General features: G+C 74.3%; 18 protein-coding genes. 9 read left to right on the top strand and 9 right to left on the bottom strand.

Annotated elements, in window-relative coordinates:
* Positions 1 to 23: 23 nt before the first annotated feature.
* The gene (locus WJX68_RS18750; RefSeq protein WP_340292762.1) at positions 24 to 1022 is read right to left on the bottom strand and encodes a DUF6925 family protein; all 999 of its coding nucleotides are present in this window, start codon (positions 1020 to 1022) and stop codon (positions 24 to 26) included.
* A gap of 545 nt (positions 1023 to 1567) precedes the next feature.
* On the opposite strand from WJX68_RS18750, the gene mdo reads away from it, so the two are divergent.
* The 6 genes from mdo to WJX68_RS18780 all read left to right on the top strand — a co-directional run bounded on the left by mdo (position 1568) and on the right by WJX68_RS18780 (position 7759).
* Complete coding sequence (gene mdo, locus WJX68_RS18755; protein ID WP_340292764.1) at positions 1568 to 2860, top strand: NDMA-dependent methanol dehydrogenase; 1293 nt, start codon at positions 1568 to 1570, stop codon at positions 2858 to 2860.
* Between the two features lie 133 nt (positions 2861 to 2993).
* Complete coding sequence (locus tag WJX68_RS18760; protein WP_340292766.1) at positions 2994 to 4259, top strand: AAA family ATPase; 1266 nt, start codon at positions 2994 to 2996, stop codon at positions 4257 to 4259.
* Positions 4260 to 4269: 10 nt separating this feature from the next.
* Entirely contained in the window at positions 4270 to 5811 is a 1542-nt protein-coding gene (locus WJX68_RS18765) for a VWA domain-containing protein (protein ID WP_340292768.1), read from the top strand.
* Between the two features lie 181 nt (positions 5812 to 5992).
* The gene (locus tag WJX68_RS18770) at positions 5993 to 6595 is read left to right on the top strand and encodes a hypothetical protein (protein WP_340292770.1); all 603 of its coding nucleotides are present in this window, start codon (positions 5993 to 5995) and stop codon (positions 6593 to 6595) included.
* A 104-nt stretch (positions 6596 to 6699) separates the two neighbouring features.
* Positions 6700 to 7410, top strand: coding sequence for a mycofactocin oligosaccharide methyltransferase MftM (gene mftM, locus WJX68_RS18775; RefSeq protein WP_340292772.1), 711 nt, complete (start codon positions 6700 to 6702; stop codon positions 7408 to 7410).
* Positions 7411 to 7564: 154 nt separating this feature from the next.
* The gene (locus tag WJX68_RS18780) at positions 7565 to 7759 is read left to right on the top strand and encodes a hypothetical protein (protein ID WP_340292774.1); all 195 of its coding nucleotides are present in this window, start codon (positions 7565 to 7567) and stop codon (positions 7757 to 7759) included.
* 71 nt (positions 7760 to 7830) lie between these two features.
* On the opposite strand, the gene fabF is transcribed toward WJX68_RS18780, so the two are convergent.
* The 8 genes from fabF to WJX68_RS18815 form a co-directional block, all read right to left on the bottom strand.
* Positions 7831 to 9096 (bottom strand): beta-ketoacyl-ACP synthase II, encoded by a 1266-nt coding sequence (gene fabF / locus WJX68_RS18785; protein ID WP_340292776.1) that lies wholly within the window; start codon positions 9094 to 9096, stop codon positions 7831 to 7833.
* Positions 9093 to 10811, bottom strand: a complete 1719-nt coding sequence (locus tag WJX68_RS18790) for a thiamine pyrophosphate-binding protein (protein ID WP_340292778.1) — start codon at positions 10809 to 10811, stop codon at positions 9093 to 9095. The genes fabF and WJX68_RS18790 overlap by 4 nt, the downstream gene beginning before the upstream one ends.
* Positions 10808 to 11791 carry an ACP S-malonyltransferase gene (locus WJX68_RS18795; RefSeq protein WP_340292780.1) on the bottom strand — a complete coding sequence of 328 codons (984 nt, stop codon included), beginning with the start codon at positions 11789 to 11791 and terminating at the stop codon, positions 10808 to 10810. Before WJX68_RS18795 ends, WJX68_RS18790 begins: the two co-directional genes overlap by 4 nt.
* A gap of 61 nt (positions 11792 to 11852) precedes the next feature.
* The gene (locus WJX68_RS18800; RefSeq protein WP_340292782.1) at positions 11853 to 12743 is read right to left on the bottom strand and encodes a DUF4429 domain-containing protein; all 891 of its coding nucleotides are present in this window, start codon (positions 12741 to 12743) and stop codon (positions 11853 to 11855) included.
* The gene (locus WJX68_RS18805) at positions 12734 to 14020 is read right to left on the bottom strand and encodes an MFS transporter (RefSeq protein WP_340292784.1); all 1287 of its coding nucleotides are present in this window, start codon (positions 14018 to 14020) and stop codon (positions 12734 to 12736) included. The genes WJX68_RS18800 and WJX68_RS18805 overlap by 10 nt, the downstream gene beginning before the upstream one ends.
* A gap of 266 nt (positions 14021 to 14286) precedes the next feature.
* Positions 14287 to 14373 carry a class III lanthipeptide gene (locus WJX68_RS25260; protein ID WP_350663720.1) on the bottom strand — a complete coding sequence of 29 codons (87 nt, stop codon included), beginning with the start codon at positions 14371 to 14373 and terminating at the stop codon, positions 14287 to 14289.
* 93 nt (positions 14374 to 14466) lie between these two features.
* On the bottom strand, positions 14467 to 17052 hold the full coding sequence (gene lanKC / locus WJX68_RS18810; protein WP_340292786.1) for a class III lanthionine synthetase LanKC: 2586 nt from the start codon (positions 17050 to 17052) through the stop codon (positions 14467 to 14469).
* Positions 17053 to 17063: 11 nt separating this feature from the next.
* Positions 17064 to 17729, bottom strand: coding sequence for a GNAT family N-acetyltransferase (locus WJX68_RS18815; RefSeq protein ID WP_340292788.1), 666 nt, complete (start codon positions 17727 to 17729; stop codon positions 17064 to 17066).
* A 783-nt stretch (positions 17730 to 18512) separates the two neighbouring features.
* Here WJX68_RS18815 and WJX68_RS18820 point away from each other — a divergent pair.
* The 3 genes from WJX68_RS18820 to WJX68_RS18830 are packed head-to-tail and all read left to right on the top strand — an operon-like array spanning position 18513 to position 23466.
* Entirely contained in the window at positions 18513 to 19397 is an 885-nt protein-coding gene (locus WJX68_RS18820) for a ribonucleotide-diphosphate reductase subunit beta (RefSeq protein WP_340292790.1), read from the top strand.
* Entirely contained in the window at positions 19394 to 22150 is a 2757-nt protein-coding gene (locus tag WJX68_RS18825; RefSeq protein ID WP_340292794.1) for an aldehyde dehydrogenase family protein, read from the top strand. The genes WJX68_RS18820 and WJX68_RS18825 overlap by 4 nt, the downstream gene beginning before the upstream one ends.
* On the top strand, positions 22147 to 23466 hold the full coding sequence (locus WJX68_RS18830; protein WP_340292796.1) for a cytochrome P450: 1320 nt from the start codon (positions 22147 to 22149) through the stop codon (positions 23464 to 23466). The genes WJX68_RS18825 and WJX68_RS18830 overlap by 4 nt, the downstream gene beginning before the upstream one ends.

Raw genomic sequence — 23466 nt, forward strand, 5'->3', positions numbered from 1 at the left:
GCCGGCCCGCGCCGGTCCGCCCGTCAGCCGCCGTTGCGGTCGCCGTCGGGATCGAGCAGGTCGCGCTCACCGGTGCGGCCGCGCCAGGCGTCGAGCACCGCGGGGTCGGCGCCCCCGGCGACCGCGAGCACCCGCAGCGCGACGGCCTGCGCGGCCCGGCCGGGCGCCGTCGCCGGACGCGGGCCGGGCGGCTCCCCCGCCGCCACGGCGCGGACCACCCTCGTCGTGACCTCCCGCTGCCCGGGGTCGCCGAACCGGTCCAGCAGCCGGTCGAACGCGGCCGCGCGGACCGGGTCGAACGGGATCGGCCGCCCGGTCAGGTCGGTCAGCGGGTGCGCCGGATAGAGGTGCGCGCAGGGCAGGTACCCGGCCGGGACGGGCACGGTCGCGGCGTGCGTGCGGCCCTCGCGCAGCACGTGCGGCAACAGGTGGGTGTGCGGCCCGTCCGGGGAGCGGCCGTCCGGCGGCGGGATGGCGGCGTACACCTCGACCCGCCCGAGCGCGGTGGTGAACACCCGGTGTGGGCCGGCGGCGACCAGCGCGGCGGTGAGTGCGCCGTCCAGCGGGCCGCCCGCGGCGCCCTCCAGCAGCGCGCGCAGGTCCGGGTCGGCGGTGCGGACGCACGCGTCGACGGTCGGGAGGCCGAGCCCCAGGTCGACGAGCACGGCGCCGCGGTCGGCGGGGCGCAGCGCGTCGCGGTCCGGCCCGAGCACGGTGACCACGGTGCGGCCCGGCCCGCGGGCCGCCGCCGCGGGCAGGCAGAGCGCGACGGCGTGGTTCCAGTGCTCGTGCGGGCCGACCGGGGTGCGGTGGGCGACCGGGCGCAGCGCCGGGTGCGGGGCGACCCGGATGCCGCCACGACCGGTGACGACCGTGTCCGGGCCGGTGCGGGCGGGTTCGCCGGGCGTCCGCACGAACTCGGCGATCGCTCCGGGGGCGCCCATGCTCCAGCCCGCGTGCGGGTCGGCCAGGTGCGCGTCCAGCAGGCCGGTCACGTCGTCGTCGCGGTCCCCGTCGTCCACACCCCCACCCTGCCCGTCCGACCGGAGGGTGCGACACCCTCGCACCCTCTGCTGCACTGTGATGGCAACAACTACCTGGAGGCACCATGGACGACCACCCGCACGGCGGGGCCGAGTGCGCCGGGTGCGACTGGGAGCGCAGGCCGGAGGCGTTCCGGTGGTTCCCCGAGCTGGGCCGGCCGCTGGAACCGGAGCCGGCAGGCGGACCGGCACACCGGGCGGCCCGAGCTCACCGGCCTCGGGCGGAGGGACGTCGTGGACGCCCGGGCACGGCCCGCGCGCCACGCCCGGCCGAGGTCGGCGAGCACCACCATCCGGGGCCCGGTCCGTCTCGGACCGTTGCCGATCGCGCCCTGTTGCAATATTGTGGCAACAACGCCGCCCTCCCCGCCCGGGGTCGAGGGCGACCTATCCCTGTCCCCCTCCGATCGGAGGGGTCTCCTGCCCGGTCTCCCGACGGGTAATGGCGATCACCCCTGTGCCCACGGCCACAGGGGTCATAGCGTGCGGTCTCGACCCATCCGCCTGCCTCAGAAAGGGCTGACATGCAGGTAGACGAGCTGCTCAAGCCGTTCCCCATCAAGGAGTTCCACCCGTTCCCCCGTGCGCTCATGGGTCCGGGGTCGCACGAGCTCATCGGCCCGGAGGCCCTCAAGCTGGGCTTCAAGAAGACCCTGGTCATGACCTCGGGTCTGCGCGGCACCGACATCGTCAACAAGATCGTCGAGTCGATGAAGTACCACGGCCTCGAGGTCGTCGTGTACGACAAGGTCGAGTCGAACCCCAAGGACTACAACGTCATGGACGCTGTGGGCCTCTACCAGCAGAACAACTGCGACTCGTTCGTCTCCATCGGCGGCGGCTCCTCGCACGACGCCTGCAAGGGCGCCCGCGTCTCCGTCGCCCACGACGGCCGCAACGTCAACGAGTTCGAGGGCTTCAACAAGTCGGAGAACCCGGCCAACCCGCCGCACATCGCGGTCTCCACCACGGCCGGCACCGGCTCGGAGACCTCGTGGGCCTACGTCATCACCGACACCACGACCGACCCGGACAACCCGCACAAGTACGTGGCGTTCGACGACGCGTCGGTCACCACGCTGGCGATCGACGACCCGGTTCTCTACTACGACTGCCCGATCGACTACACCGCGCAGTGCGGGTTCGACGTGCTCGCGCACGCCTCGGAGCCCTACACCTCGCGGCTGAACTTCCAGCCGTCGCTGGGCAACGCGCTGCACGCGATCAAGCTGACCGCGCAGAACCTGCGCGCCGCGGTGTGGAACGGCCAGGACCTCGCCGGCCGCGAGGGCATGATGTACGCGCAGTACATCGCCGCCCAGGCGTTCAACTCCGGTGGCCTCGGCATCATCCACTCGATCAGCCACGCGGTGTCGGCGTTCTACGACACCCACCACGGCCTGAACAACGCCATCGCGCTCCCGCGCGTGTGGGCGTTCAACATGCCGGTCTGCTACGAGCGCTTCGCCGACATCGCCGAGGCGATGGGTGTCGACACCCGCGGCATGACCAAGCCGCAGGCCGCCGACGCCGCGCTGGCCGCCTCCATCCGGCTGCTGCGCGACGTGGGCATCCCGGAGAAGTTCGCCGACGTCAAGCAGGACACCTACTCGAAGAACCGCCTCGGCGTCGGCCCGACCAAGTTCTACGAGAACGCGCCGACCATCGTCGGTGACGCGGCGGACGTCGACCGGATCACCAACCACGTCCTGGGTGACGCCTGCACTCCGGGCAACCCGAAGGAGTGCACCTTCGAGACCGTCCGCCCGGTCGTCGAGCACTCCATCAACGGCGACCTGGACGACCTGCTGACCTGATCGTCCGGCCAGTCCGCCCAGTTCGCACCAGCGGGCCCACCTGCCCCGGGGGATACTCGGGGCAGGTGGGCCCGCTGGCTGCGCGCCCCCCTGACGCACCAGAGCCGGTGCCGTCCGCGAAGGAGATCCACGCGTGTCCGAGGCTGTCGTCCCCACCCCCACCGAGGCGGCGGACGCCGTCGCCGACCGCGGTCCGTTCGAGTCCGTCGACGAGGTGATCGAGGTCCTGCGCGAGCAGGGCTACATCGCCGACACCCGCCTCGCGACGACCGTCTTCCTCCTCACCCGGCTGGACAAGCCGCTGCTGCTGGAGGGGCCCGCCGGCGTCGGCAAGACCGAGCTGGCCAAGATGCTCGCCGTCGCCACCGGGCGCCGGCTGCTGCGCCTGCAGTGCTACGAGGGCCAGGACGAGACCAAGGCCCTGTACGAGTGGGACTACGGCAAGCAGCTCATGTACACCCAGATCCTGCGCGAGAAGATCGGGCAGCTCGTCGAGGACGCGCCCGACCTGGCGGCCGCCGTCGACCGCATCGGGTCCCAGGAGAGCGTGTTCTTCTCCGAGCGCTTCCTCGCGCCGCGCCCGCTGCTGGAGGCCATCCGCTCCGAGCAGCCCGTCGTGCTGCTGATCGACGAGGTCGACCGCGCCGACGAGGCGCTCGAGGCCGTGCTGCTGGAGACCCTCGGCGAGTTCCAGATCTCGGTCCCCGAGATCGGCACCTTCACCGCGACGCAGCGTCCGTACGTGCTGCTGACCTCGAACAACACGCGTGACCTCGCGGCCGCCCTGAAGCGCCGCTGCCTGCACCTGTTCCTCGACTACCCCTCGGCCCAGCGCGAGCTCGAGATCGTGCGGTCGAAGAAGACCGGGCTGTCCGACCAGCTGGCCGAGGAGCTGGTGAACGTCGTGCGCGGGCTGCGCGAGCTGGAGCTGCGCAAGTCGCCGTCGATCTCGGAGACCATCGACTGGGCGCGCACGCTCGCCGTGCTCGGGGTCGACGAGCTGAACTCGCAGATCCTGTCCGACACCGTCTCGGTCGTCGTCAAGTACGACAAGGACGTCAAGAAGGCCCTCGACGCGATCCCGAACCTCGTCGACCCGAACGCCGTCGTCGAGGAGCACGGCCACGGGCACGGGCACGGGCACGGGCACGGGCACGGGCACGACGGAGACCACTCGCACGACGAGCCCGCCCCCCGGCCCACCGCCCGCGACGACGACCCGGACGACGGCGACGTCGACGGCCGGGCCAAGCGCGCCGCGAAGGACCAGGCGGGCCGGCACGGCGGCATCTACGGCGGCCTGCCCGGCGGGGTCGCCCCGCCGCCGTCGGCGATCCGGAAGGTCTCGCCCGGCCAGGGCTCCCGCTCGTTCGGCGGCACCCGCAAGCGCCCGATCTGAGGAGGGCCGCATGGAGGCGAGCATCCACCGGTTCGTCCGGCTCCTGCGGATCCGGTCGGTCCGGGTCTCGGTCTCGGAGGCACTCGACGCGATGGCCTGCGCCGCCCAGCCGGGCGTGCTGGCCGACAAGGCGGTGCTGAAGGAGGCCCTGCGCATCGCGCTGATCAAGGACAAGCGCGACGAGGCCACCTACGACGAGGTCTTCGACCTGTTCTTCGCCCTGGTCAAGGTGGGCAAGGAGGAGACCGGGCACGGCCACGGGCACGGCCACGGGGACATGTCCGACGACACCCCGCTGGAGAACTTCACGCTGTCCGAGGAGCCGTCGGAGACCCCGCAGGAGGGGCACGACCACGGCTCCCCGGTCGACATCAAGGAGTTCTTCGACCCCGAGGACCTGGCCGAGCAGTACAACCTGCACCAGGAGGCCAACAAGATCGACATGGCGTCGATGACGGACGAGATCGTGCTGTCGAAGGAGCAGGCGAACGACGTCACCGACGGCCAGCGGGTCCAGATCGAGACCGACAGCTTCTCCGGCGGCGGCGTGCCCGGCGACATCTCCCAGCAGCAGGGCACCAAGGTCGACGCCGACCTGTCGGTCGCCCAGCAGGACGCGCTGCTGGGCTGGCTGAACTCCGAGGAGGACCGACTCTCGGAGTCCGAGCAGGGCACCGAGGACGACGCGGCCGCGCTGCGCCGGCGTCTCACCGGTGTGCTCGACAACCTCCCCGAGCTGCTCAAGGCCCACCTGGAGAAGCTGCTGGAGATCGAGCAGCGGATCATCGAGGGCCACGACGACGTCGACCGCGTCGCCGAGGTCGACCGGGCGAACGAGGCCGAGCGCATGCAGCTGGAGGAGTCGCTGCGGCGCCTCGCCAAGTCGCTGCACGGCGCGCTGACCCACCGCAGGCGGGTCTCCCCGCGCGGACGGATCGACTCGGCCCGCACCATGCGCCGCAACATGCGCTACGACGGCGTCCCGTTCACCCCGGTCACCGTGCAGCGCCAGGAGGACAAGCCGCGCCTGGTGGTGCTGGCCGACGTCTCGCTGTCGGTGCGCGCGACCGCCCGGTTCACCCTGCACCTGGTGCACGGGCTGCAGGACCTGTTCGGCCAGGTGCGCTCGTTCGCGTTCGTGGCCGACATGGTCGAGGTGACCGACCTGTTCGCCGACCACCCCGTCGAGCACGCCCTCGGGCTGATCTTCGGGGGCGACCAGCTCGACGTCGACGCCAACTCCAACTACGGCCTGGCGTTCGGCCAGTTCCTGGAGGACCACGGCTCGGCGGTCACCCGGCGCACGACGGTGCTGGTACTCGGCGACGGCCGGGGCAACGGCAACGACCCGAACATGGAGGCGTTCGTCGAGATCACCCGCCGCGCGCGAGAGACGATCTGGCTGACCCCCGAGCCGCGGTACTCGTGGGGGCTGGGCCGCTGCGACCTGCCCGCCTACGCCGAGTACTGCGACCGCGTCCGCGTCGTGCGGGACCTGTCCGGCTTCGAGGCGACGACGAACGAGATGGCCGGGGAGCTCATCGGCCGCTGACACGGCCCGCCCGCGCCGACCGGGCGGGCCGTCCCGTCGAGATCTCGCGCGGCAGGCCGTGCGACTCCACCGTGGGCCACCGTGCCGAGGGGCGCCGGGTGGGCCGTTCGGGCGGAGCACGCCCGCGACGGGGACGGGCCGCGGTAGCCTCGGCCCGTCTCCTGCGGGGGAGGGGGATCCGGTGGGTACCGAGGGTGGAGTGGTCGTCCGCGTCGTCGGGCGGGCGTGCACCGCACTGTGGGGCCACACCCCCGGCGTGATCCCCGCGATGGTCGATGCGATGGGCAGCGGACCCGCGCTGCGCTGGTTCGCGCTGAACTTCCCGCGTCTCCTGGTCACCCTGCACGTGCTCGGCCCGGTCCGGACGCACCTCGCCGGGCTCACGATCTCCCTGGTCAACGGCTGCGCGTACTGCGCCTACGGCCGCGCGCACGCCCTGGAGCTGATCCACCTGCGCGACCGGGACCGGCTGTTCCCGCTCGACGCCCACACCCTGGCGGGCTGGCACGGGCTGCCGCCGCGCGAGCTGCGCCGCCGGCTGCGGGCCGTGCTGGAGGAGGCCGGGCTGCACGCCGAGGTCCTCTGGGTGGACCGCACGCTGGCGCTGCTCGACGGCGGCGCCCCGATCGACTCCGCCGAGCGGCGCATCGCCCACCTGTGCCGGATGGTCGGCACGATGAACGCGATCGCCGTCGCCGCGGGGACCGTCCCGGACGGCGCGCACGACCCTGTCGGGAAGGACACCGCGCTCCGGGCCCGGCTCGCCGCCGCGCAGCGCGCCTGAGCGACCCCGCCGTCCGGAGGGGGAGGGTCGGCGCGGTCGGACGTGGTGCGGCGCGCGGCGCCCCGCCTAGCGTGGACCCGACGACCACCACCGGGGAGCCTCGCATGATCGGAACCGACGTGCTGTCCAACGACCTCGCGGGCTGGCTGGACCGCACGCTCGTGCAGCCGGGCCTGCTGGCGCCGGAGCGGTTCGAGGACGCGTTCGTGGCCTGCGTCGCCGCCGCCGCGAAGGACCCCGACGCCCCGGACGACGCGTGGCTCGCGTTCTACCGCAACACCCTCGACGCGCTGGCGGGCGAGCCCGAGCCGGGCGGGACGAACGCCGAGATGGCCCCCGTCCACGCCCGCGCCCGCGAGCTGGTGGTCGGCGAGGACGTGCTGGAGCTGGGCTGCTGCTTCGGGTTCCTGTCCCTGCAGCTGGCCCGCGACGGCCACCGGGTCGTCGCCACCGACCTCACCGGCGGCACCGTGGACCTGCTGACCCGGATGGCGCCGCAGCTCGGCGCCGACGTCGAGACCCACGTCGCCGACGCCCGTGCCGTCGCCCTGCCCGACGGCTGCGCCGACACCGTGTTCGCGGTGCACCTCATCGAGCACCTGCCGCCCGCCGAGGGCGACGAGGTCGTCGCGGAGATGCTGCGCCTGGCCCGGCGGCGGGTGGTCGTCGCCGTCCCGTTCGAGGACGAGCCGAACCCGGCGTGGGGGCACGTCCGGGTGTTCGACACCGGCGTCCTGACCCGCATCGGCGAGCGCACCGGACAGCGGTTCACGGTGTCGGAGCACCACGGCGGCTGGCTGGTGATCGACCTCTGAGCGACGTACGGCGGACACCGCCCGATCCGCCGTACGACTTTCGTCGTACCCCGTCCGACCTGCACTGACGACTTCGGCCGATCTTCCCGCGAGGACGTTGGAGCGGCTCCGTGGCGTTGTTAGCGTCGGTGGCGACGACGACGAAGGAGAAGCGATGAACTGGCGGATCGGACTCGGCGCGGCACTCATCATCGTGGGCGGCGTCCTCGCCCTGTTCTTCACCGACCTCGAGTTCTTCTGGTTCCGCGGCGGACCGCTCGGGATCATCCTCGTGATCGTGGGGGTCCTGGACCTGCTCGACGGTGTCCGGCGCGGCCGCCGGCCGGTGGGGTCGGACCCGGGCCGCTGACGCCGCGACGGTGACGGGCGGGCCGGACGGTGATCCCACCGTCCGGCCCGCCCGTCGTCGTGTGCCCCGGCTCAGCCGTCCCAGCGCCCCAGGACCAGGACGGCGTTGTGCCCGCCGAACCCGAACGAGTTGCTCATCGCGACGCGGATGTCGTGTTCCTGCGGGGTGTGGGCGACGAAGTTCATCTCGGGGTCCAGCGGGTCCGCGCAGTTGATCGTCGGCGGGGCGACGCCGTCGCGCATCGCCAGGGCGGACACGATCGCCTCGACCGCTCCCCCGGCTCCGATCATGTGCCCGGTCATCGACTTGGTGGAACTGACCGGGATGCGGGTGGCGTGCGCGCCGAGCACCTCCCGGATCGACCGGACCTCGCGGTCGTCACCGACCGGGGTGCTGGTGCCGTGGGCGTTGACGTAGCCGACGGCGTCGGGGGTCAGTCCGGCGTCGTCCAGCGCGCCGCGCATGGCCGCCTTCGCGCCGGTCCCCTCGGGGTGCGGAGCGGTCCAGTGGTGGGCGTCGGAGGTGGCCGCGTAGCCGAGGACCTCGGCCAGGATCGGCGCGCCGCGCCCGACCGCCCGCTCGAGCTCCTCCAGGACGACGACCCCGGCACCGGAGCTCATCACGAACCCGTCCCGCGCCGCGTCGAACGGCCGGGACGCGCCGTGCGGGTCGTCGTTGCGGGTGGACAGGGCGCGGGCGTTGCCGCTCCCGGCGAGGTCCCCGCGGGTGATGCAGTCGTCGGCACCGCCGGCGACGACGGCGTCGGCGTACCCGTGGGCGATCCACCGCGCCGCCTCGCCGATCGAGTCGGTGCCGGTGGCGCAGGCCGTGCTCATGGCCCGGGTCGGGCCGCACGCCCCGAACTGCATGCTGATCTCGCCGGCCGCGTTGTCGATCGCCCCGGTGACCTGGGCGTAGGGGCTGATCCGCCGCGGCCCGTGGTCGCGCAGCGTGTCCGCGACGCCGTGGTTGTAGCGGACCGGACCGTAGCCACTGCCGATGAGCACCCCGAGCCGCGGGGACAGCTCGTCGTCGACGACGAGCTCGGCCGTGTCGCGGGCCTGCACGGCGGCGGCGAAGGCGTAGCGGGCGTAGGTGTCCATCCGCCGGCTGACCGGCCGCGGCAGGTACGCGTCGGGGTCGAACCCGCGGATCTCGCCACCGATGCGGGTGGCGAGGTCGGACACCTCGAAACCGGTGATCGGGCTGATGCCGCTGCGCCCGGCCAGCATCGCCGACCAGGTGCTCTCCGCGTCGTTGCCGAGCGGGGTGACGGCGCCCCAGCCGGTGACGACCACGCGGCGACGCAGTCGGCGGAGGTCCTCCGTGATGGTCATGCGCGTTCTCCGTTCCCGGGTGTGCGGTCGTGGCCGCCCTCGGGGCGCGGGGCGGGGAAGTCACCGTCGACCTCGGACAGGCCGGGCGGTGCGTCGGTCAGGTCGACGGGGACGTACAGCACGGACGTGCGGCCCCGTGCACACGCGGCCAGGGCCGCGGCGAGGACCGGGGCCGCGTCGCCGCGGGGGTCGAGCGTGGCCCGGTGCACCGTCGGGTCCGCCGGAACGGGCGGTGGCCCGGCGTCGGTGACGAACCCGAACCGGTCGCGCTGCAGGCCGCGCTGGTCGGCCTGGGACTGCAACCAGCCGTAGCCGCCGTTGCACAGCACGACGTACAGGACGCCGGTGCGTTCGCGGTGCCCGGTGACGAGGTCGGCGGAGGTGAGCGCGAAGGCGCCGTCGCCGACGAACGCGACCACCCGTCGTCCCGGTGCGGCGATCGCGACGCCGGTCGCGGCGGCCGCCCCGAAACCGAGGCTGGTCTGTTCCGAGGGCACGATCGAGCCCGCCCCGGCCCGGCCCGGCAGGTACGGGAACAGGTAGGACCACATGTCGGTCAGGCCGTTCTCCTGCACCAGGACCCGGTCGGCCGGCAGCGCACGGTCGAGCGCGGCGAGCAGCCGGGCGACCGGAGGACCCCCGGGTCCGGCGGCGGTGCGGGCCTCCGCGTCGAGCTCGGCGCGGGCGGCGTCGACGCGTTCGCCCCACTCCGGTTCGACGGCGGCGCCCCCGGCCGCCTCGTCCAGCGCGGCGACGACCGCTCCGACGTCGCCGACGACCCGCGGACCGGGGAAGGACGCGGACAGGTCGCACGCGTCGATGTTGACCTGCAGCACGGTGGGGACCCCGGCGCCGAACACCGCGGTCTCCTCGAGCCGGCTACCGAGCGCGACGACGAGGTCGGCGTCGTGCCACACCTTCTCGGCGGCGGGGCGGAGGTAGAGGCCGGACAGCCCGAGGAAGCGCGGGTGCGCCTCGTCGACGGTCCCGCGCCCCGACGCGGTGGTGAACACCGCCGCACCGGTCCGGTCGGCGAGCCGTTCCACACGCCGGTCGGCGTTGCGGTGGCGGGCCCCGCCGCCCACCAGCAGCACCGGTCGCCGTGCGGCGCGCAGCGCCGCGACCGCGGCGCTGTCCTGCTCGAACCGGAACGCCGTCGACACCTCGGCGGGTGCGGACCACGGCAGCGACCGTTCCACGGGGGCCGTGCCGAGATGGTCCGGCAGCTCCAGGTACACCGGTCCGGGCCGGCCCGCGACGGCGGCGGTCCACGCGCGTTCGACAGCACCGGGCACCCGGTCGGGGTGGTCGACCCGCTCCGCCCAGCCGACGAGCGGCCGGACCACCGAGAGCTGGTCGAGCTCCTGGAACGCCGCGGTCCCGCGGGCGTGCGCCGCGGTGCCGGAGGCGAGGACCAGCACCGGCGCGGCCGAGCACGACGCCTCGAGCAGCCCGGTGAGCGCGTTCGTCACGGCGGGGCCCTTGCCCACGGCGAGCACCGCGGGCCGACCGCTCTGCAGCGCGTACCCGGTCGCGGCGAACGCGGCGTTGCGCTGGTCACGGCACAGCACCATCCGCAGCCCGTGGTCGCGGACCGCCGCCAGGAGCAGCAGGTCGTCGGACGGGAGGCCGAACACGGTGTCCACCCCGGCGGCGACCAGGAAGTCCGCGACCGCGTGCCACGCCCCCGGGTAGGTCCGGACGGCCCCGCTCACCGGGCCCCTCCGGACGCGGCGGCCACGGCAGGCACCCGGGCGGCGCCGGCGGGCGCCGGGAGGCGGAACGCCGTCGCCGGATGCTCCAGCACCGACCGTGGTGTGAGCACCGCGGTCGGCACGGTGCGCTGGGTCAGCCGCCCGAACATGGTGCGCGGCCCGATGACGACGGCGCGATCGGCGCCGGCGCGGCGGATCGCGGCCGACACGGCCGCCCAGTGCACCGGGGTCACCCAGCCGTCGAGCAGGTCGTCCCGGATGTCGTCGGGATCGGTCAGCAGTGCCCCGCTGACGTCGGACAGCATCGGCAGCGACGACCGGAACCACCTCAGGTCGCGGTAGACCTCGGCGGCGAGGCGGTCGCGCAGGCCCTGGACCAGCGAGCAGTGCTCGGCCCGGTTCATCGAGTAGAACGCGTGCCCGCCCGCCTCGGCGACGAGCTCGCGCATCCGGTCGAGCCCGGTCGAGGTCCCCGACACCGCGTGCACGGAGTTGTCGAGGTAGATGGAGCCCTCGACGACGTGTCCCTCCGCGCGGGCCCGGGCGATGAGCCCGTCGACGGTCACGGCGTCGAGCCGGTAGAAGAAGAAGCAGCCCAGCGGGGCCGGACGGGAGCCGAACCAGTCGAGCTCGACCCGGGTGCTCTCCCGCACGAGCCGCAGCGCGTCGGGGTAGGGCAGCACGCCGGCCCAGACCGCGCCGACGATGGCGCCGAAGCTCTGGCCGCCGAACGCGACCGGGTCCAGGTCCAGGTTGTCGTCGGCCCAGTCGGCCAGTGCGAGGCTGAGCGCGAGCACCCCGGCCTCGTAGACCTCCCAGTCGTAGACCTCGGCGTCGCGGTAGGCGTCCACCAGGCTGTAGCCGAGCACCTCGTCGGCCTCGCGCAGCCGGGCACGGGCGTAGATGTCGGTCCGGAGATAGGTCTCGATCGTGGCGAAGGTCGTCGGGACCAGCCCCGGGAAGTAGACGACGTCGGCCATCGGTCCTCCTCGTGTCGGCGTGTCGGTGCGGCGGGTGGCGGCGGGTGGCGGTGGGTGCGGGTCAGAGCCGGTCGAGCAGCTCGTCGCGACGGCGGGCGAAGTCAGCGGGGTCGAGCACCCCGTCGGCGACCAGGCCGTGGAGGGCCCGGACGGCGGCGGCGACCCGGTCCGGGTCGGCCGCCGGGTGGGCGCCGGGCGCACGGGGTGGGTCCAGGCCGCCGGCCGTCGCCGTACGGGCCCGGACGGCCAGCGCCGCGGCGAAGAGCAGCGACGCGGTGAGGCCGCCCATCCCGAGCCCGAACAGCAGGGCCGCCGGGTCGTCGGGGGGCGCCGGCGCGGCCGGGGACCCGTCCGCCGCGACGACGCGGAGGTGGCCGGACACCAGACCGGGCCGGATCCACTCGACGCGGTGGATCCCCGCGTAGGGGTGGACGCCGTCGCCCGCGCGCAGCTTCGCCTCCGACGCCGCGGCGTTCCAGCGGAACCTCACCGCGTCCTCGTCGAGCCACGCCTCGCCGTCGTAGCCGCGCAGCCGCGCCGGCGGGTCGGCGGCGCCGGTCAGGTAGGCCGGGCACGGGAGGTGTGCGTCGGGGTTCAGCTCGGCGTGCAGCGCGAGGGTCCGGGCGTGGTGGGCGGCCAGGTCGGACTGGTCGCGGTCCAGCTCCAGCCGGTAGGGATGCTGTTCCGGACGGAGCTGGCCCGCCGCCACGTCGAGATAGGGGTCCGCGCCCGGACGCAGCTCGAGCCGCAGGACCGGGCTGCCCTCGCCCGTGGCCAGGTGGACCCCGGACAGCGCGGCCACCGGCACCGTCCGCGCGCCGATCCGGCGCAACAGCCCGGGCAGCCCGGGCGAGTCGGCGTACTCGACCACGACCCGGTCGTGCTCGATCGTCCACGCCGCGTTGCGTCCGGCCAGCCGGAATCCCGGGTCCCCGGGTGCTGTCAGGTCCACTGTCCCTCCCGGGGATCGGTGCGACGGGGCCGGGCCCCGCCGAGTGCGCGGAGCGGACGGGCGACCAGCAGCGGCAGGGCGGCGAGCGCGTAGACCGCGCCGAGGACGACGAACGTGCCGTGCACGTCGCCCGTGGCCAGGGCCCAGGTCAGCAGGGACACACCGGCCGGGCCGGGCGCGGACACGACCGTGGTGGCCGTGCCCGCGACGGTGCCGAACATCCGCGGCGGCACCCGCTCCTGCAGCTCCTGCATGTAGATGAGGTCGACCGGGCTGATGAGGACCCCCGCGACGGCGACGAGCAGCAGGGCCGTCGCCGGTCCGGGGCACCAGGGCAGCAGCGCGACGACCGTCGCGAGCGCGAGATAGCCGGTCAGGTACACCGCGCGCCGCGGCAGCCGGTGTCCGGTCAGTCCGAACGCGACGGTGCCCACGAGTGCGCCCGCGCCGAACGCGGCGGCCAGGCCGCCGTACCAGGCCGGGTCACCGAGCAGCCGGTCGGCGTAGCTGGTCAGACCGATCGTCACGAGACCGGAGTCGAGGGTGGCGAACAGTGCGGTCACCACGACCAGCGCGCGCAGCACCCGGTTGCCCCGCAGGTAGCGCAGCGCCTCCCGCAGCCCGTCACGGTAGCGGGACCGGTCGACCGCGGCGTCGGGCGCCGGCTCCCCGGAGTGACCCGGCAGCCGGCCGAGCGCGGCGAGCAGGACCACGGCGGCGACCCCGGCGGCGGCGTCGACGAGCAGCGGTGCGACGGTGCCCGCGGTCGCGACGAGCGCACCGGCGGCGACGGGGCCCGCGATGGTCGCGACGGCGCTCATCGCCCGCAGCGTGGCGTTGGCCCGTTCCAGCGTCCCACCGGCCCCTGCGGCGAGCCGGGGCAGCAGCCCGAACGCCGCGACCCGGCCGGGCTCGTCCGCGGCGGCCCGGACCGCGGTGAGCGCGAGCAGCGCCCAGCCGGGCAGTGCGTCCGCGCGGTGCAGCACGACGAGCGCGACGGTGGCGACCAGGCCCACCAGGACTCCCGCGAGCCAGCTGCGGCGCATCCCCCAGCGGTCGAGGACCGGCCCCATGAGCAGTCCGGTCAGGACCGATGCGGCGACGGCGACGGTGACGGCCGCCCCCGTCAGCCCGGTGCTGCCGGTGGAGTCGAGGACGAACAGCGGGAACCCGACCGCGCCGATGGTGTTGCCGGCGAGCGCGGTGCCGAACGCGGCCCGCAGCAACGCCGACGCCGCGCGGGCGGGCGGTGCGTCGGCCGCGACGGGTGTGGTCATCGAGGGCCCCCGGTGGCGGGCCGGCCGTGCGGCCGGCGGGACAGGACGAGCCGGTGCGACGCACGCGCGCCGCACCGGCCCGGGGAAGCGGACCGATCAGCAGCCGGTGCTGGCGGTGCTGCCCGGCAGCACCGACTCGGCGGCGGAGGTCTCCAGAGCCTGCAGGTCGAGAACGTTCATCGTTGTCACCCCCGTTTCACGTCAGATCTTCACGGGATATCGGCCCGGGCGCGCCGAACGCATTTCCCGGACCACTTCCGGACGATTCAGCAGTTGGTGCTGGCGGTGCTGCCCGGCAGCGCCGACTCGGCGGCGGAGGTCTCCAGGGCCTGCAGGTCGAGAACGTTCATCATCAGATCCTCTCAGGTGGTGGAAAACTGTCCTTGCATCCTCCGGGCCGACCGACGACCGCGTCGCACGCGACGACACGGGACCGTCACCGCAGCTCAACAGGGCTCCGGGTCGACCATGAGGGGGAGGAACGGGCGCTTCGCATCCAGTGCCGAACCGATCGCGCAGAGCACTCCGGCATTGCCCGTACCCATATCCATGGACAAGCGGCTACATCCGTCACCGGGAAAAGAGACATGTCCATGAAAAGCGAGTGAATGCCACTCCATCCTGGCGAGGTGGCCCATCACTTTCGCTGAGTCGACATTAGCACGGGCCGACTGCGCGAGTCGAGCAGAAACAGCGAGAAGTCCGGCCCGGCCGAAAAACAGATTGGGTTCGGCGACGAATTCGCTGTCACACGCCGCACAGAGCGCGTCGAGCGCGGCCCGCGCGCGGTCGTCGTCGGTCCGGGCGAGGAGGGCGTCGGCGGCCAGTGCGATGCCGGCGCTGCCGACCTCCAGGTAGGGCAGCGTGCGGAACCCGCCGTCGACCTGCAGCGTGCCGTCGGCGACGGCGACGCACAGGTCCAGGTCCCGGCCCAGCGCCCGGGACGCCGCCCGGGCCCACCGGTCCTCCCCGGTCGCGTCGAGCAGCCCGAGGAACAGCAGGCACGGACCCGACCACCCGCGCAGCAGGCCGCCGTGGGTCCCCGCGTCCCGGGCCCGGCCGAGCGCGCCCGGCGGGCGGTCGATCCCGCACGGGCCGCCGGAGTCGAGCGCGGCCGCGACCCGTTCGCCGGTGCGCACCGCGGCCGCCAGCAGCGCGGGCTCGTCGTGCCGCTGCGCGAGATGCAGCTGGTTCAGCCCGATCCCGGCCAGCCCTCCCAGCCAGGTCAGGTCACCGGCCCGGTCGACCTCGGGGGCGGCGCGACGGACGAGGTCCATGGCCTCACCGGTGTGTCCGAGCAGGTCGAGGACGTGGGCCACCCCGTGCGCGCCGTCGCCGAGGCCCGGGCCGCCGAGCATCGGCCCGCGCGCACGGGCACGCAGCCAGTCCTCGTGGTCGGGGTCGACGGGTCCGCCGTGCACGAGCTGCGCCCAGAGGACACCCGCCGCACCGTGGGCGAGGCCGGCGCCACCGGTCCGGAACGCCTCGATGTCACCGGGGAACAGGCGGTCGGTCCGCCACGGGGTGGCGGAGGCGGCGATGGCGTCGACCAGCGAGTCGAGCGCGACCGACCAGTCCACCGGCCCGGGTGGCGCCGAGACCGGCGACGGCGTCACGGCCGCGGGCCGTGCGCCGGACCGGATGTCCGCGACGAGGCCGGGGGGCAGGTCGAACAGCTCCTGTGCGACGTCGACCAGCGGGTCCAGCTTGTCCGGCGCGAGCGCGAGCAGGGACGTCAGGGGCAGGAACAGCCACAGCGTCAGCACCGCGAGGGCGTGCCGGTCGACCTCCGCACCCGCCTTGCCGAGGGCGACGAACCCGGCGTGGCCCATCTCCTGGCGGCGCCCGTCGGCCACGAGCGAGGCGTTCTCGAAGTCGACCAGCCCGACCCGTACACCGTCCGGGCCGTCGTCGACGAGGATGTTGGCCGGATGCAGGTCGCCGAAGACCACGCCGCGTGCGTGCAGCCGTGCGACCAGGTCCGCGACCCGGTCGCGCAGGTCGAGCGCCCGTCCGGTGTACCGGGCCCGGTCGGCGGCGCTCCCGCCGGGGCCGATCAGCGGGTGGTTGAGCGCCATCCACGCCTGCAGCGTCCGGCCCGGCACCCGGGTCATCGCCAGGAAGCGGTGCCCGGCGGCGGTGAACACGTCGACCAGCTGCGGGACGCCGTCCAGGCCGTCGAGCAGCCGCAGCATCGCGGCCTCGTGGTCGAGCCGGGCGACGGCGTCGGCTCCGGACCGGCTCAGCCCGGCGTGCGGGCGCCCCTCCTTCAGGACGACCTCCTGCACGCCCGCTCCGGCACGGTCCGGGCGGTGGGCCAGGTAGACCCCGCCGCCGTTGGAGAAGTGCAGGGCCTCGGTCACGCGCCAGTCGACCTCGGTGTCGGCCACGGCGCGCCGGTCGAGCGCCTCGCGCAGGAACTCCGGGACCTCCACCCACTCCGGCAGGGTGAACACCGGGCGGCGCTCGTCGGGCACCAGCGTCCCGTCCGGCCGGGCGATCGCGAGGACACGCTCGCCGTCCGGCGCGGTGCACCAGCGGCTGCGGAAGCCCCCGTAGCGGACGTGCAGGGGCCCGTCCTCCCAGCGCAGGTCGGTCAGGACCCGCGGCCCCGGCCGGCCGCCCACCTCGTGCTGCAGACCGGTCAGGACCCGGCGCAGCTGGTCGTCGTCGCACGGGTAGAGCGCGAGCACCTTGCCGCCCGACGGGCGCGGGGCGTACTTGAGGTTGTGGGCGAGGACCAGCGCCGGACCGGACAGGAACTTCACCGTGGTCCCGTGGGCGAGCGCCCACCGCACGACCAGCCCGACGAGCTCGGCGGCGTTGTCCGGCGTGGCGGAGACGTGCACCTTCCAGCCCTGGTCGGGCAGCTCCACCCCGGGCGGGCGCAGGACCACCCACGGACCGTTGCGGTCCCGCTCCCAGCCCGGCGGCACGGGGGCGGACGCCTCGGCGAAGGTCTCCCCGCCGACCTCGGGGGCGTCGAAGAAGATCCGGTCGGACAGCGTGTAGAGCTCGGCGAGCGGCTTCACCGGTCCACCCCTCAGTACGGGCGACGCCGCGCGGCGCGCTCCTCGACACCGCGCAGTGACGTCGGCGGATCGGCGGCCAGGTACTTCGCGAGCAGGGTGCGGGCCCGGACCTTGTCCCGTTCGGGCACCAGGTCGGCGACCGGCATCAGCTCGGCGTGCTCGTTCGCGCCGGCGACGAACTCGTCCCGCAGGATCGACCAGACGGTGCGGTCGTGGTACTCGCCGTCGAGGAAGTAGTAGTCCCGCAGCACTCCCTCGAGGACGAACCCGCCGCGGGTCAGCATGCTCATGGTGTGCCGGTTGAACGACGCGGTCGTGAACTCGACGCGGTGGGCGTTGAGCTGGTGGAACAGCAGGTCCACGAGCAGGGTGAACGCCTCGGCGCCCGCACCGGCCCCCCAGAGCGCGGGATCGCCGACCGCCCCGCCGACGGCGTAGGAGCCGGCGCTGCCGACCCGCCGGTGGTTGACCACGCCGATGGTGACGCCGTCGGGTGTGTCGACCATGAGGTACCGCACCCGCCCGCTCTCGTTCGCCTCCCGGACGTCACGGGCGAACACGAGCTCATTGGCGTCGCCCGTCAGTGCGGCGGTCGGGGACAACGGCTTCAGCCATTGCTCGACGAGTTCGTAGTCGGATTCTTCGGGCCAGCGCAGGGAACACAATTTCTCGGGCATTGCGGTATCGCCTCCGTCACGCACGCGGAATGACGCCGCGCGGACACACGAAACAGCCGTCCGCGCATTCCGGACAGGACCGGTCGGCACGGCCGGGTGGACGGCCGCACGGGTCGGGGCGGCCGCGGACCATCGTGCGCCGCGCGCCGGCGTCGCACGTCGACAGCCGTCGACGTGCAGGATCGTCCCGCAGCGGAGCTACGTCGACTGGTGCCGGATGGTCACGTTCGTTCCCCCCAGAACGTCGGATGTATCGGTGCCGAATCAGAACAGGGATGTGCTGTCCCTCGGGGAGAACCACGTCGAGTGACGCACAGGGGCACCTTCGTGCCGTTTCCCCCCCGGAAGCCTGCGGACCGAAAGTAGCACGCTCGGGGGCGTAGTCAACACGAACTGGTGGATCTCCCTGGAACAGTCACGCGCGTTACGGGATGACTCGGCGGACGGAGAGTGAACAAACGGGGTCGGCGTACATCGAAGTATGTAGGGGTATTGGTGCCTCCGAGGGAAAGGCTGCCGCACCTGCCGGTTCCGCCTTGCCCGGCCGGTGATCGTCTCCGTACCGTCCCCGTCGCGGTCGCTCGACCGCGGTGCTGATCTCCCTCGCCTGCCTTCGCCCATTCCCACCCGGGCGGACGCAGCCGTCGCGTGCCCGCCGGAGCCCCGGCCGGCACCGCGTCCGTCCGCCCCACGACGACGAGGCGGGTACCCGTGTCGCGCTGGACGACGTTGCTCATGGACGAGGCCGAGCTCTCGAGGTTGCCGGACGTCCCGGTCGGAGACGTGCTCGTACACGCCGACCTGGTCACCCGGGAACGGCCGGGCCCGATCGACCTGTACCGCCGCTGGGAGCGCCAGCAGTGGTCGGCCGAGGACCTGGCACTGGAACGGGACGCCGCGATGATGGCCGACCCCCGGGTGCCCGAGCCCATGCGGGCGCTGCTCCGGGAGACCGTCGCGACGTTCATCATCGGCGAGTACACCGGTCTCGACATGCTCGGCCCGATCATGGTCGGGTCGCCGGACGAGGAGTACTCGCTGTTCCTCGGCACCCAGGTCGCCGACGAGGCGCGGCACACCCGGGCGGTGTTCCGGATGGGCGAGGAGGTGCTGGGCCTCGACCCCGACCCGCGCCGGATGCTCGCCCAGGCGTGGCAGGTGTCCACACCGGCCCACACCGAGCTCGCGCTGCTGGAGGGCGAGGTCATGCGCGGGGTGACCCGCACCCCCGACGACCACGAGGCCTGGCTGCAGGCCGTGGCGCTGTTCCACCTGGTCACCGAGGGCGTACTCGCGCTGGTCGGGCAGCGGGTGCTCGTCCACGCGCTGCGCGAGGTGCGGCTGTTCGACGGGATCAAGGCCGCCTTCACCGCCATGTGCCGCGACGAGTCCCGGCACGTCGGCTTCGGTCTGCACGCGCTGCGCCGCGGACTCCTCGACGGCCACGCCGACGCCGTGCACGACGTCCTGGAACGGGCGGTGCCGATCGCCCTGCGCCTGGACGAGGAGTTCGACGGCATCGCCACCGACTTCCGTCCGATGAGCATCGACATCCTGCGCCGCCACCTGGCGGTGATCGGTGCCGACCCCGTCTTCGTGTCCCACCTGCTCGACCAGCACGACCCCCGACTGCCGCAGCACGCCAGCCTCCGGAGGACCGCGCCGTGACCATCGACCACCGTCCCACCGCCCCCACCGGCACCGCCGTCCCCCACCCGGCGGCCCCGGCCGACCCCACGGCCACCGGACCCGACGGCCGGCTGCGGCTCGTCCCGGATGGCGCCGGCGCTCTCACCGGAGTCGACGTCCGCGCCGGCTGCGCGGCCGCGGCCGCCGCACTGCGGTCGCACCGCGTGACCGCCGGCGACCGGGTCGCCCTGGTCGCCGAGAACTCGACCGGCTCCGTGCTGGCCCTGCTCGCGCTGATGCACACCGGCGTGTCCCTGGTGCTGCTCGACCCCCGGCAGGACGCGGGCGGGCGGGCCCGTGCGCTGGCCCGCGCCGGGGTGCGCACCGTGGTCTGCGACCCGGCGGTGACCGTCCCGGCGGGTCTCACCCGGATCGACCTGCCCACCCTGCTTCCCCGCCGGTGCGACCCCGCGCCCTCGTTCGAGCTCGACCTCGCCGCATGGCGCGGGCGCGACGACGCGCTGATCGTGTTCTCGTCCGGCACCACCGGTGAGCCGACCGGTGTCGTGCGGTCCGGGGAGAGCGTCTACGCCAACATCGCCCGCACCCAGCGGCGCATGGGCTACGTCGCCGACGACGTGTTCCTGCCGCTGCTGCCCTTCTCCCACCAGTACGGGCTGTCGCTGGTCCTGCTGTGGTGGTGTTCCGGGGGCCGTCTGGTCCTCGTCCCGCACACGCGCGCGGACCGCGCGCTCGACGCGATCGGACGGCACGGCGTGACCGTCGTCGACGCCGCGCCCTCGACCTACCACAGCCTGCTCAACCTGCTCGGGTCGCGCGGACGGCCCCACCTCGGGGGCGTCCGGATGTGGTGCGTGGGCGGCGCGCCGCTCGGCGCGGCCCTGACCGACCGTTTCGCCGAGCTCGTCGGGCGGCCGCTGCTCGACGGCTACGGCAGCAGCGAGGCGGGCAACATCGCGCTGTCCTCGCCCGCGGACCCCCGGCTGTGCGGGCTCCCGCTGCCGGGGATCGAGGTGCAGGTCGTCGACCCCGCCGGCCGCCCGGTCGACGACGGCGAGACCGGCCGGATCGTCGTCGACACCCCGGACCTCATGACCGGGGTGCTGGGCACCGACGGCACGGTCCTCCCCGCCCGCACCCGGCTGCTGCACACCGGTGACATCGGCTACCGCACCCCGCAGGGCCACGTCGCCGTGCTCGGGCGCGACGGCGCGGTGCACCGGCACGGCCACACCCTCTACCCCGAGGCGCTGGCCCGCCGCGCCGAGGCCGCCGGCGCCCCGGTGCAGGTCCTCACCGTCGACGACGAGCGGCGCGGCACCAGCCTGGTCTTCGTCGTCGCCGACCCCGCCCGGCGCGACGCCCGCTTCTGGCGCCAGGAGCTGCGGCCGCTGCTGTCGGAGCACGAGCAGCCGAACAAGGTCGCGGTGGTCGGGGCGTTCCCGCTCAACCGGACCGGCAAGGTGGACGTCCCCGCACTGCGGGCGCTGCTCGACGAGGGCGGGGACTCCGTCGCGGGACCGGCGGCACTGCCGCCCGGCCCGGAGAGCTCCCTGGTCCCCCTCCCGGACCGGCTCCCGGCGCTGGACGCCGTGACGCGCCACCTGGTCGGGCACCGCGACGAGATCCTCGAGATCCTGACCGAGGTGTCGAACCACCGCACGGCCGACGCCGAGATCGACACGGCGATCGGCACCCTGCGCGGCGCGGTCGGCGAGGTGTCGGCGCGCCGGCCGGCCGTCGTCGACCGGATCGCGGTGTTCATGCCGTCCAACATCCCGCTCTACGCCTACGTGCTGTACCTGCTCGTCCCCGCCCTGTACGGCAGGGAGATCACCTTCCGGCCGTCGAGCCACCTGCGCGACCAGCTCGAACGGCTGCACACCCGGCTCGCGCCGGTGCACGGCCTGCCGATCACGCTGTCGGACACGACCCAGCGGGAGTTCGTCGCGGGCCCGGTCGCCGAGGCCGACGTCGCGGTGTTCACCGGCACCTACGCCAACGCCGAGCGGATCCGCGACCGGCTCCGGCCCGAGCAGCTGTTCGTCTACTTCGGCCAGGGGGTCAACCCCCTCGTCGTCGGTCCGGACGCCGACGTCGACCTCGCCGTGCGCGACGCCGTCGAGATCCGGCTGCTGAACTCCGGGCAGGACTGCTTCGGCCCGGACGTGATGTTCGTGCACGACTCGGTCGCCGGGCGGTTCCACGAGCTGCTCGCCAAGCGGATCGACGAGCTCCGCTTCGGCGCCTACACCGATCCCGACGCCGACTACGGCGCGATGTACTACGAGCAGGCGTTCGGGTTCGCGCTGGAGCACCTGCACGCGAACGCCGCCCACATCGTGCACGGCGGGGAGGCGCACGTCGCGTCCCGGCGGCTGCAGCCGACCGTGCTGAGCCGGCCGATCACCACCCGCAAGCCACGCTGCGAGGAGCTGTTCGCGCCGATCTTCAACGTCCAGACCTACGCCCGGCTCGACGACCTGCACTCGGTGCTGGCCTCCCCGTTCTTCGAGGAGCGGGCGATGGGCGCGATGGTCTACGGCGACCTCCCCGCGACCGTCGAGCTCCTCGCCCGCAGGCACGAGGTGTGCCGCAACACGACCCTGCTGCACACCGACGACGGCAACGCCCCGATGGGCGGCCGCGGGATGGTCGCGAACTACGTCGCCCACCGCGGCCGGCGCAGCGCCGAGCCGCTGCTGGTGTCCAAGGCGGTGGCCGACCACCTCGGCACCGTCGACGCCGGGCGGGCGCGGGTGACCGGGTGACCGCCGCGACCACCCCGCACCGGCCACCACCGGCACCACCGGGGCCGCGCGGGCCGCTCGCCTGGCAGACCGCCCGCTACTGGGTCGCCCCCCGGAGCACCCTGCGCCGCTGGCGGCGCCGCCACGGCGAGGTCGTCGCGGCCCGGGTGGCGCCGATGGGCCGCGCCCTGTTCCTGTTCGACCCCGACGACATCCGCACGCTCGTGCGGGCCGGGCAGGACGAGTTCCTCGCCGGCGCGGCCAACGCCCGGCTCGGCGGCCCGTCCAGCGAGCACTCGTTGCTGGTCGTGGACGGCCCGCAGCACGCCGAGCACCGCGCGCTGCTGACGCCGGTGTTCCACGGCCGGGCCGTGCGCGGGCAGGAGGAACGGATCGCCGCCATCGCCGCCCGCGAGGTCGAGCGCTGGCCCGACGACCGCGTCTTCCCGGTCCTCGGGTCGTGCCGCACCGTCGCCCTCGAGGTGATCCTGCGGGTGGTGCTGGGGTTCGACGAGGACGACCACGCGATCGGGCCGGCGATGACCACGCTGACGGCGAGCGAGTCGGTGTGGGAGATGGCCGTCGGCGGGCTCCCCGGCCTCCGCCGGGCGGGCACCCGCCGGCGGGAGGCGGCGCTCACCCGCGCGCAGGAGCTCCTGTCCGACCGCATCTCCGCCCACCGGGGGGATCCGCGGCTGCACGAGCGCCACGACGCGCTGGCGCTGCTGCTGTGCGCCCGCGACCGCGACGGCGCCCCGCTGCCCGACCGGGCCGTGTCCGACCAGCTGCTCACCCTGCTCGTCGCCGGGTACGAGACCTCCGCGGCGGCGCTGGCCTGGACCCTGGAACGCCTCGCCCGCGACCCGGAGGTGCACCGGCGCGCGACCCGGGCGGCCGACGGGGACGACCGGGCCTGGCTGACCGCGCTGGTCCGGGAGAGCCTGCGGGTGCGCACCGTCGTCCCGGACCTGAGCCGGATGGCCGTGCGGGACACCCAGCTGGCCGGGTTCCGGGTCCCGGCCGGGACGATCGTCACCCCGTGCCTGGACAGCGTCCACGAGTCCCCCGCGGTGTTCCCCGACCCGCAGCGGATGTGCCCGGAGCGCTTCCGCGAGCGCGGGTCGACCACGGACTGGTTCGCGTTCGGCGGCGGGATCCGCCGCTGCCTGGGTGCCGCGTTCGCCGAGACCGAGCTGAGGGTGTCGCTGCAGGAGATCCTGCGCCGGCGCACGGTCACCGCTGCGGGCCGCCGCGGCGAGCGACGGGTCCGCCGCCACATCACCGCCGAACCGGCGCGGGCCGCGCGGATCCGCGCGCACCGGCGCGGGCCGGTCTGA

Origin of the sequence: Pseudonocardia spirodelae, from assembly GCF_037727765.1 — a bacterium.
In the GTDB taxonomy this organism is placed as follows: domain Bacteria; phylum Actinomycetota; class Actinomycetes; order Mycobacteriales; family Pseudonocardiaceae; genus Pseudonocardia; species Pseudonocardia spirodelae.

Bases quoted from the DNA above. Each gene is read 5' to 3' on its own strand.
- fabF (WP_340292776.1), bottom strand. From the start codon at position 9,096: ATGACCATCACGGAGGACCTCCGCCGACTGCGTCGCCGCGTGGTCGTC.
- WJX68_RS18780 (WP_340292774.1), top strand. From the start codon at position 7,565: ATGAACTGGCGGATCGGACTCGGCGCGGCACTCATCATCGTGGGCGGC.
- WJX68_RS18805 (WP_340292784.1), bottom strand. From the start codon at position 14,020: ATGACCACACCCGTCGCGGCCGACGCACCGCCCGCCCGCGCGGCGTCG.
- WJX68_RS18765 (WP_340292768.1), top strand. From the start codon at position 4,270: ATGGAGGCGAGCATCCACCGGTTCGTCCGGCTCCTGCGGATCCGGTCG.
- WJX68_RS18795 (WP_340292780.1), bottom strand. From the start codon at position 11,791: ATGGCCGACGTCGTCTACTTCCCGGGGCTGGTCCCGACGACCTTCGCC.
- mftM (WP_340292772.1), top strand. From the start codon at position 6,700: ATGATCGGAACCGACGTGCTGTCCAACGACCTCGCGGGCTGGCTGGAC.
- mdo (WP_340292764.1), top strand. From the start codon at position 1,568: ATGCAGGTAGACGAGCTGCTCAAGCCGTTCCCCATCAAGGAGTTCCAC.
- WJX68_RS25260 (WP_350663720.1), bottom strand. From the start codon at position 14,373: ATGATGAACGTTCTCGACCTGCAGGCCCTGGAGACCTCCGCCGCCGAG.
- WJX68_RS18815 (WP_340292788.1), bottom strand. From the start codon at position 17,729: ATGCCCGAGAAATTGTGTTCCCTGCGCTGGCCCGAAGAATCCGACTAC.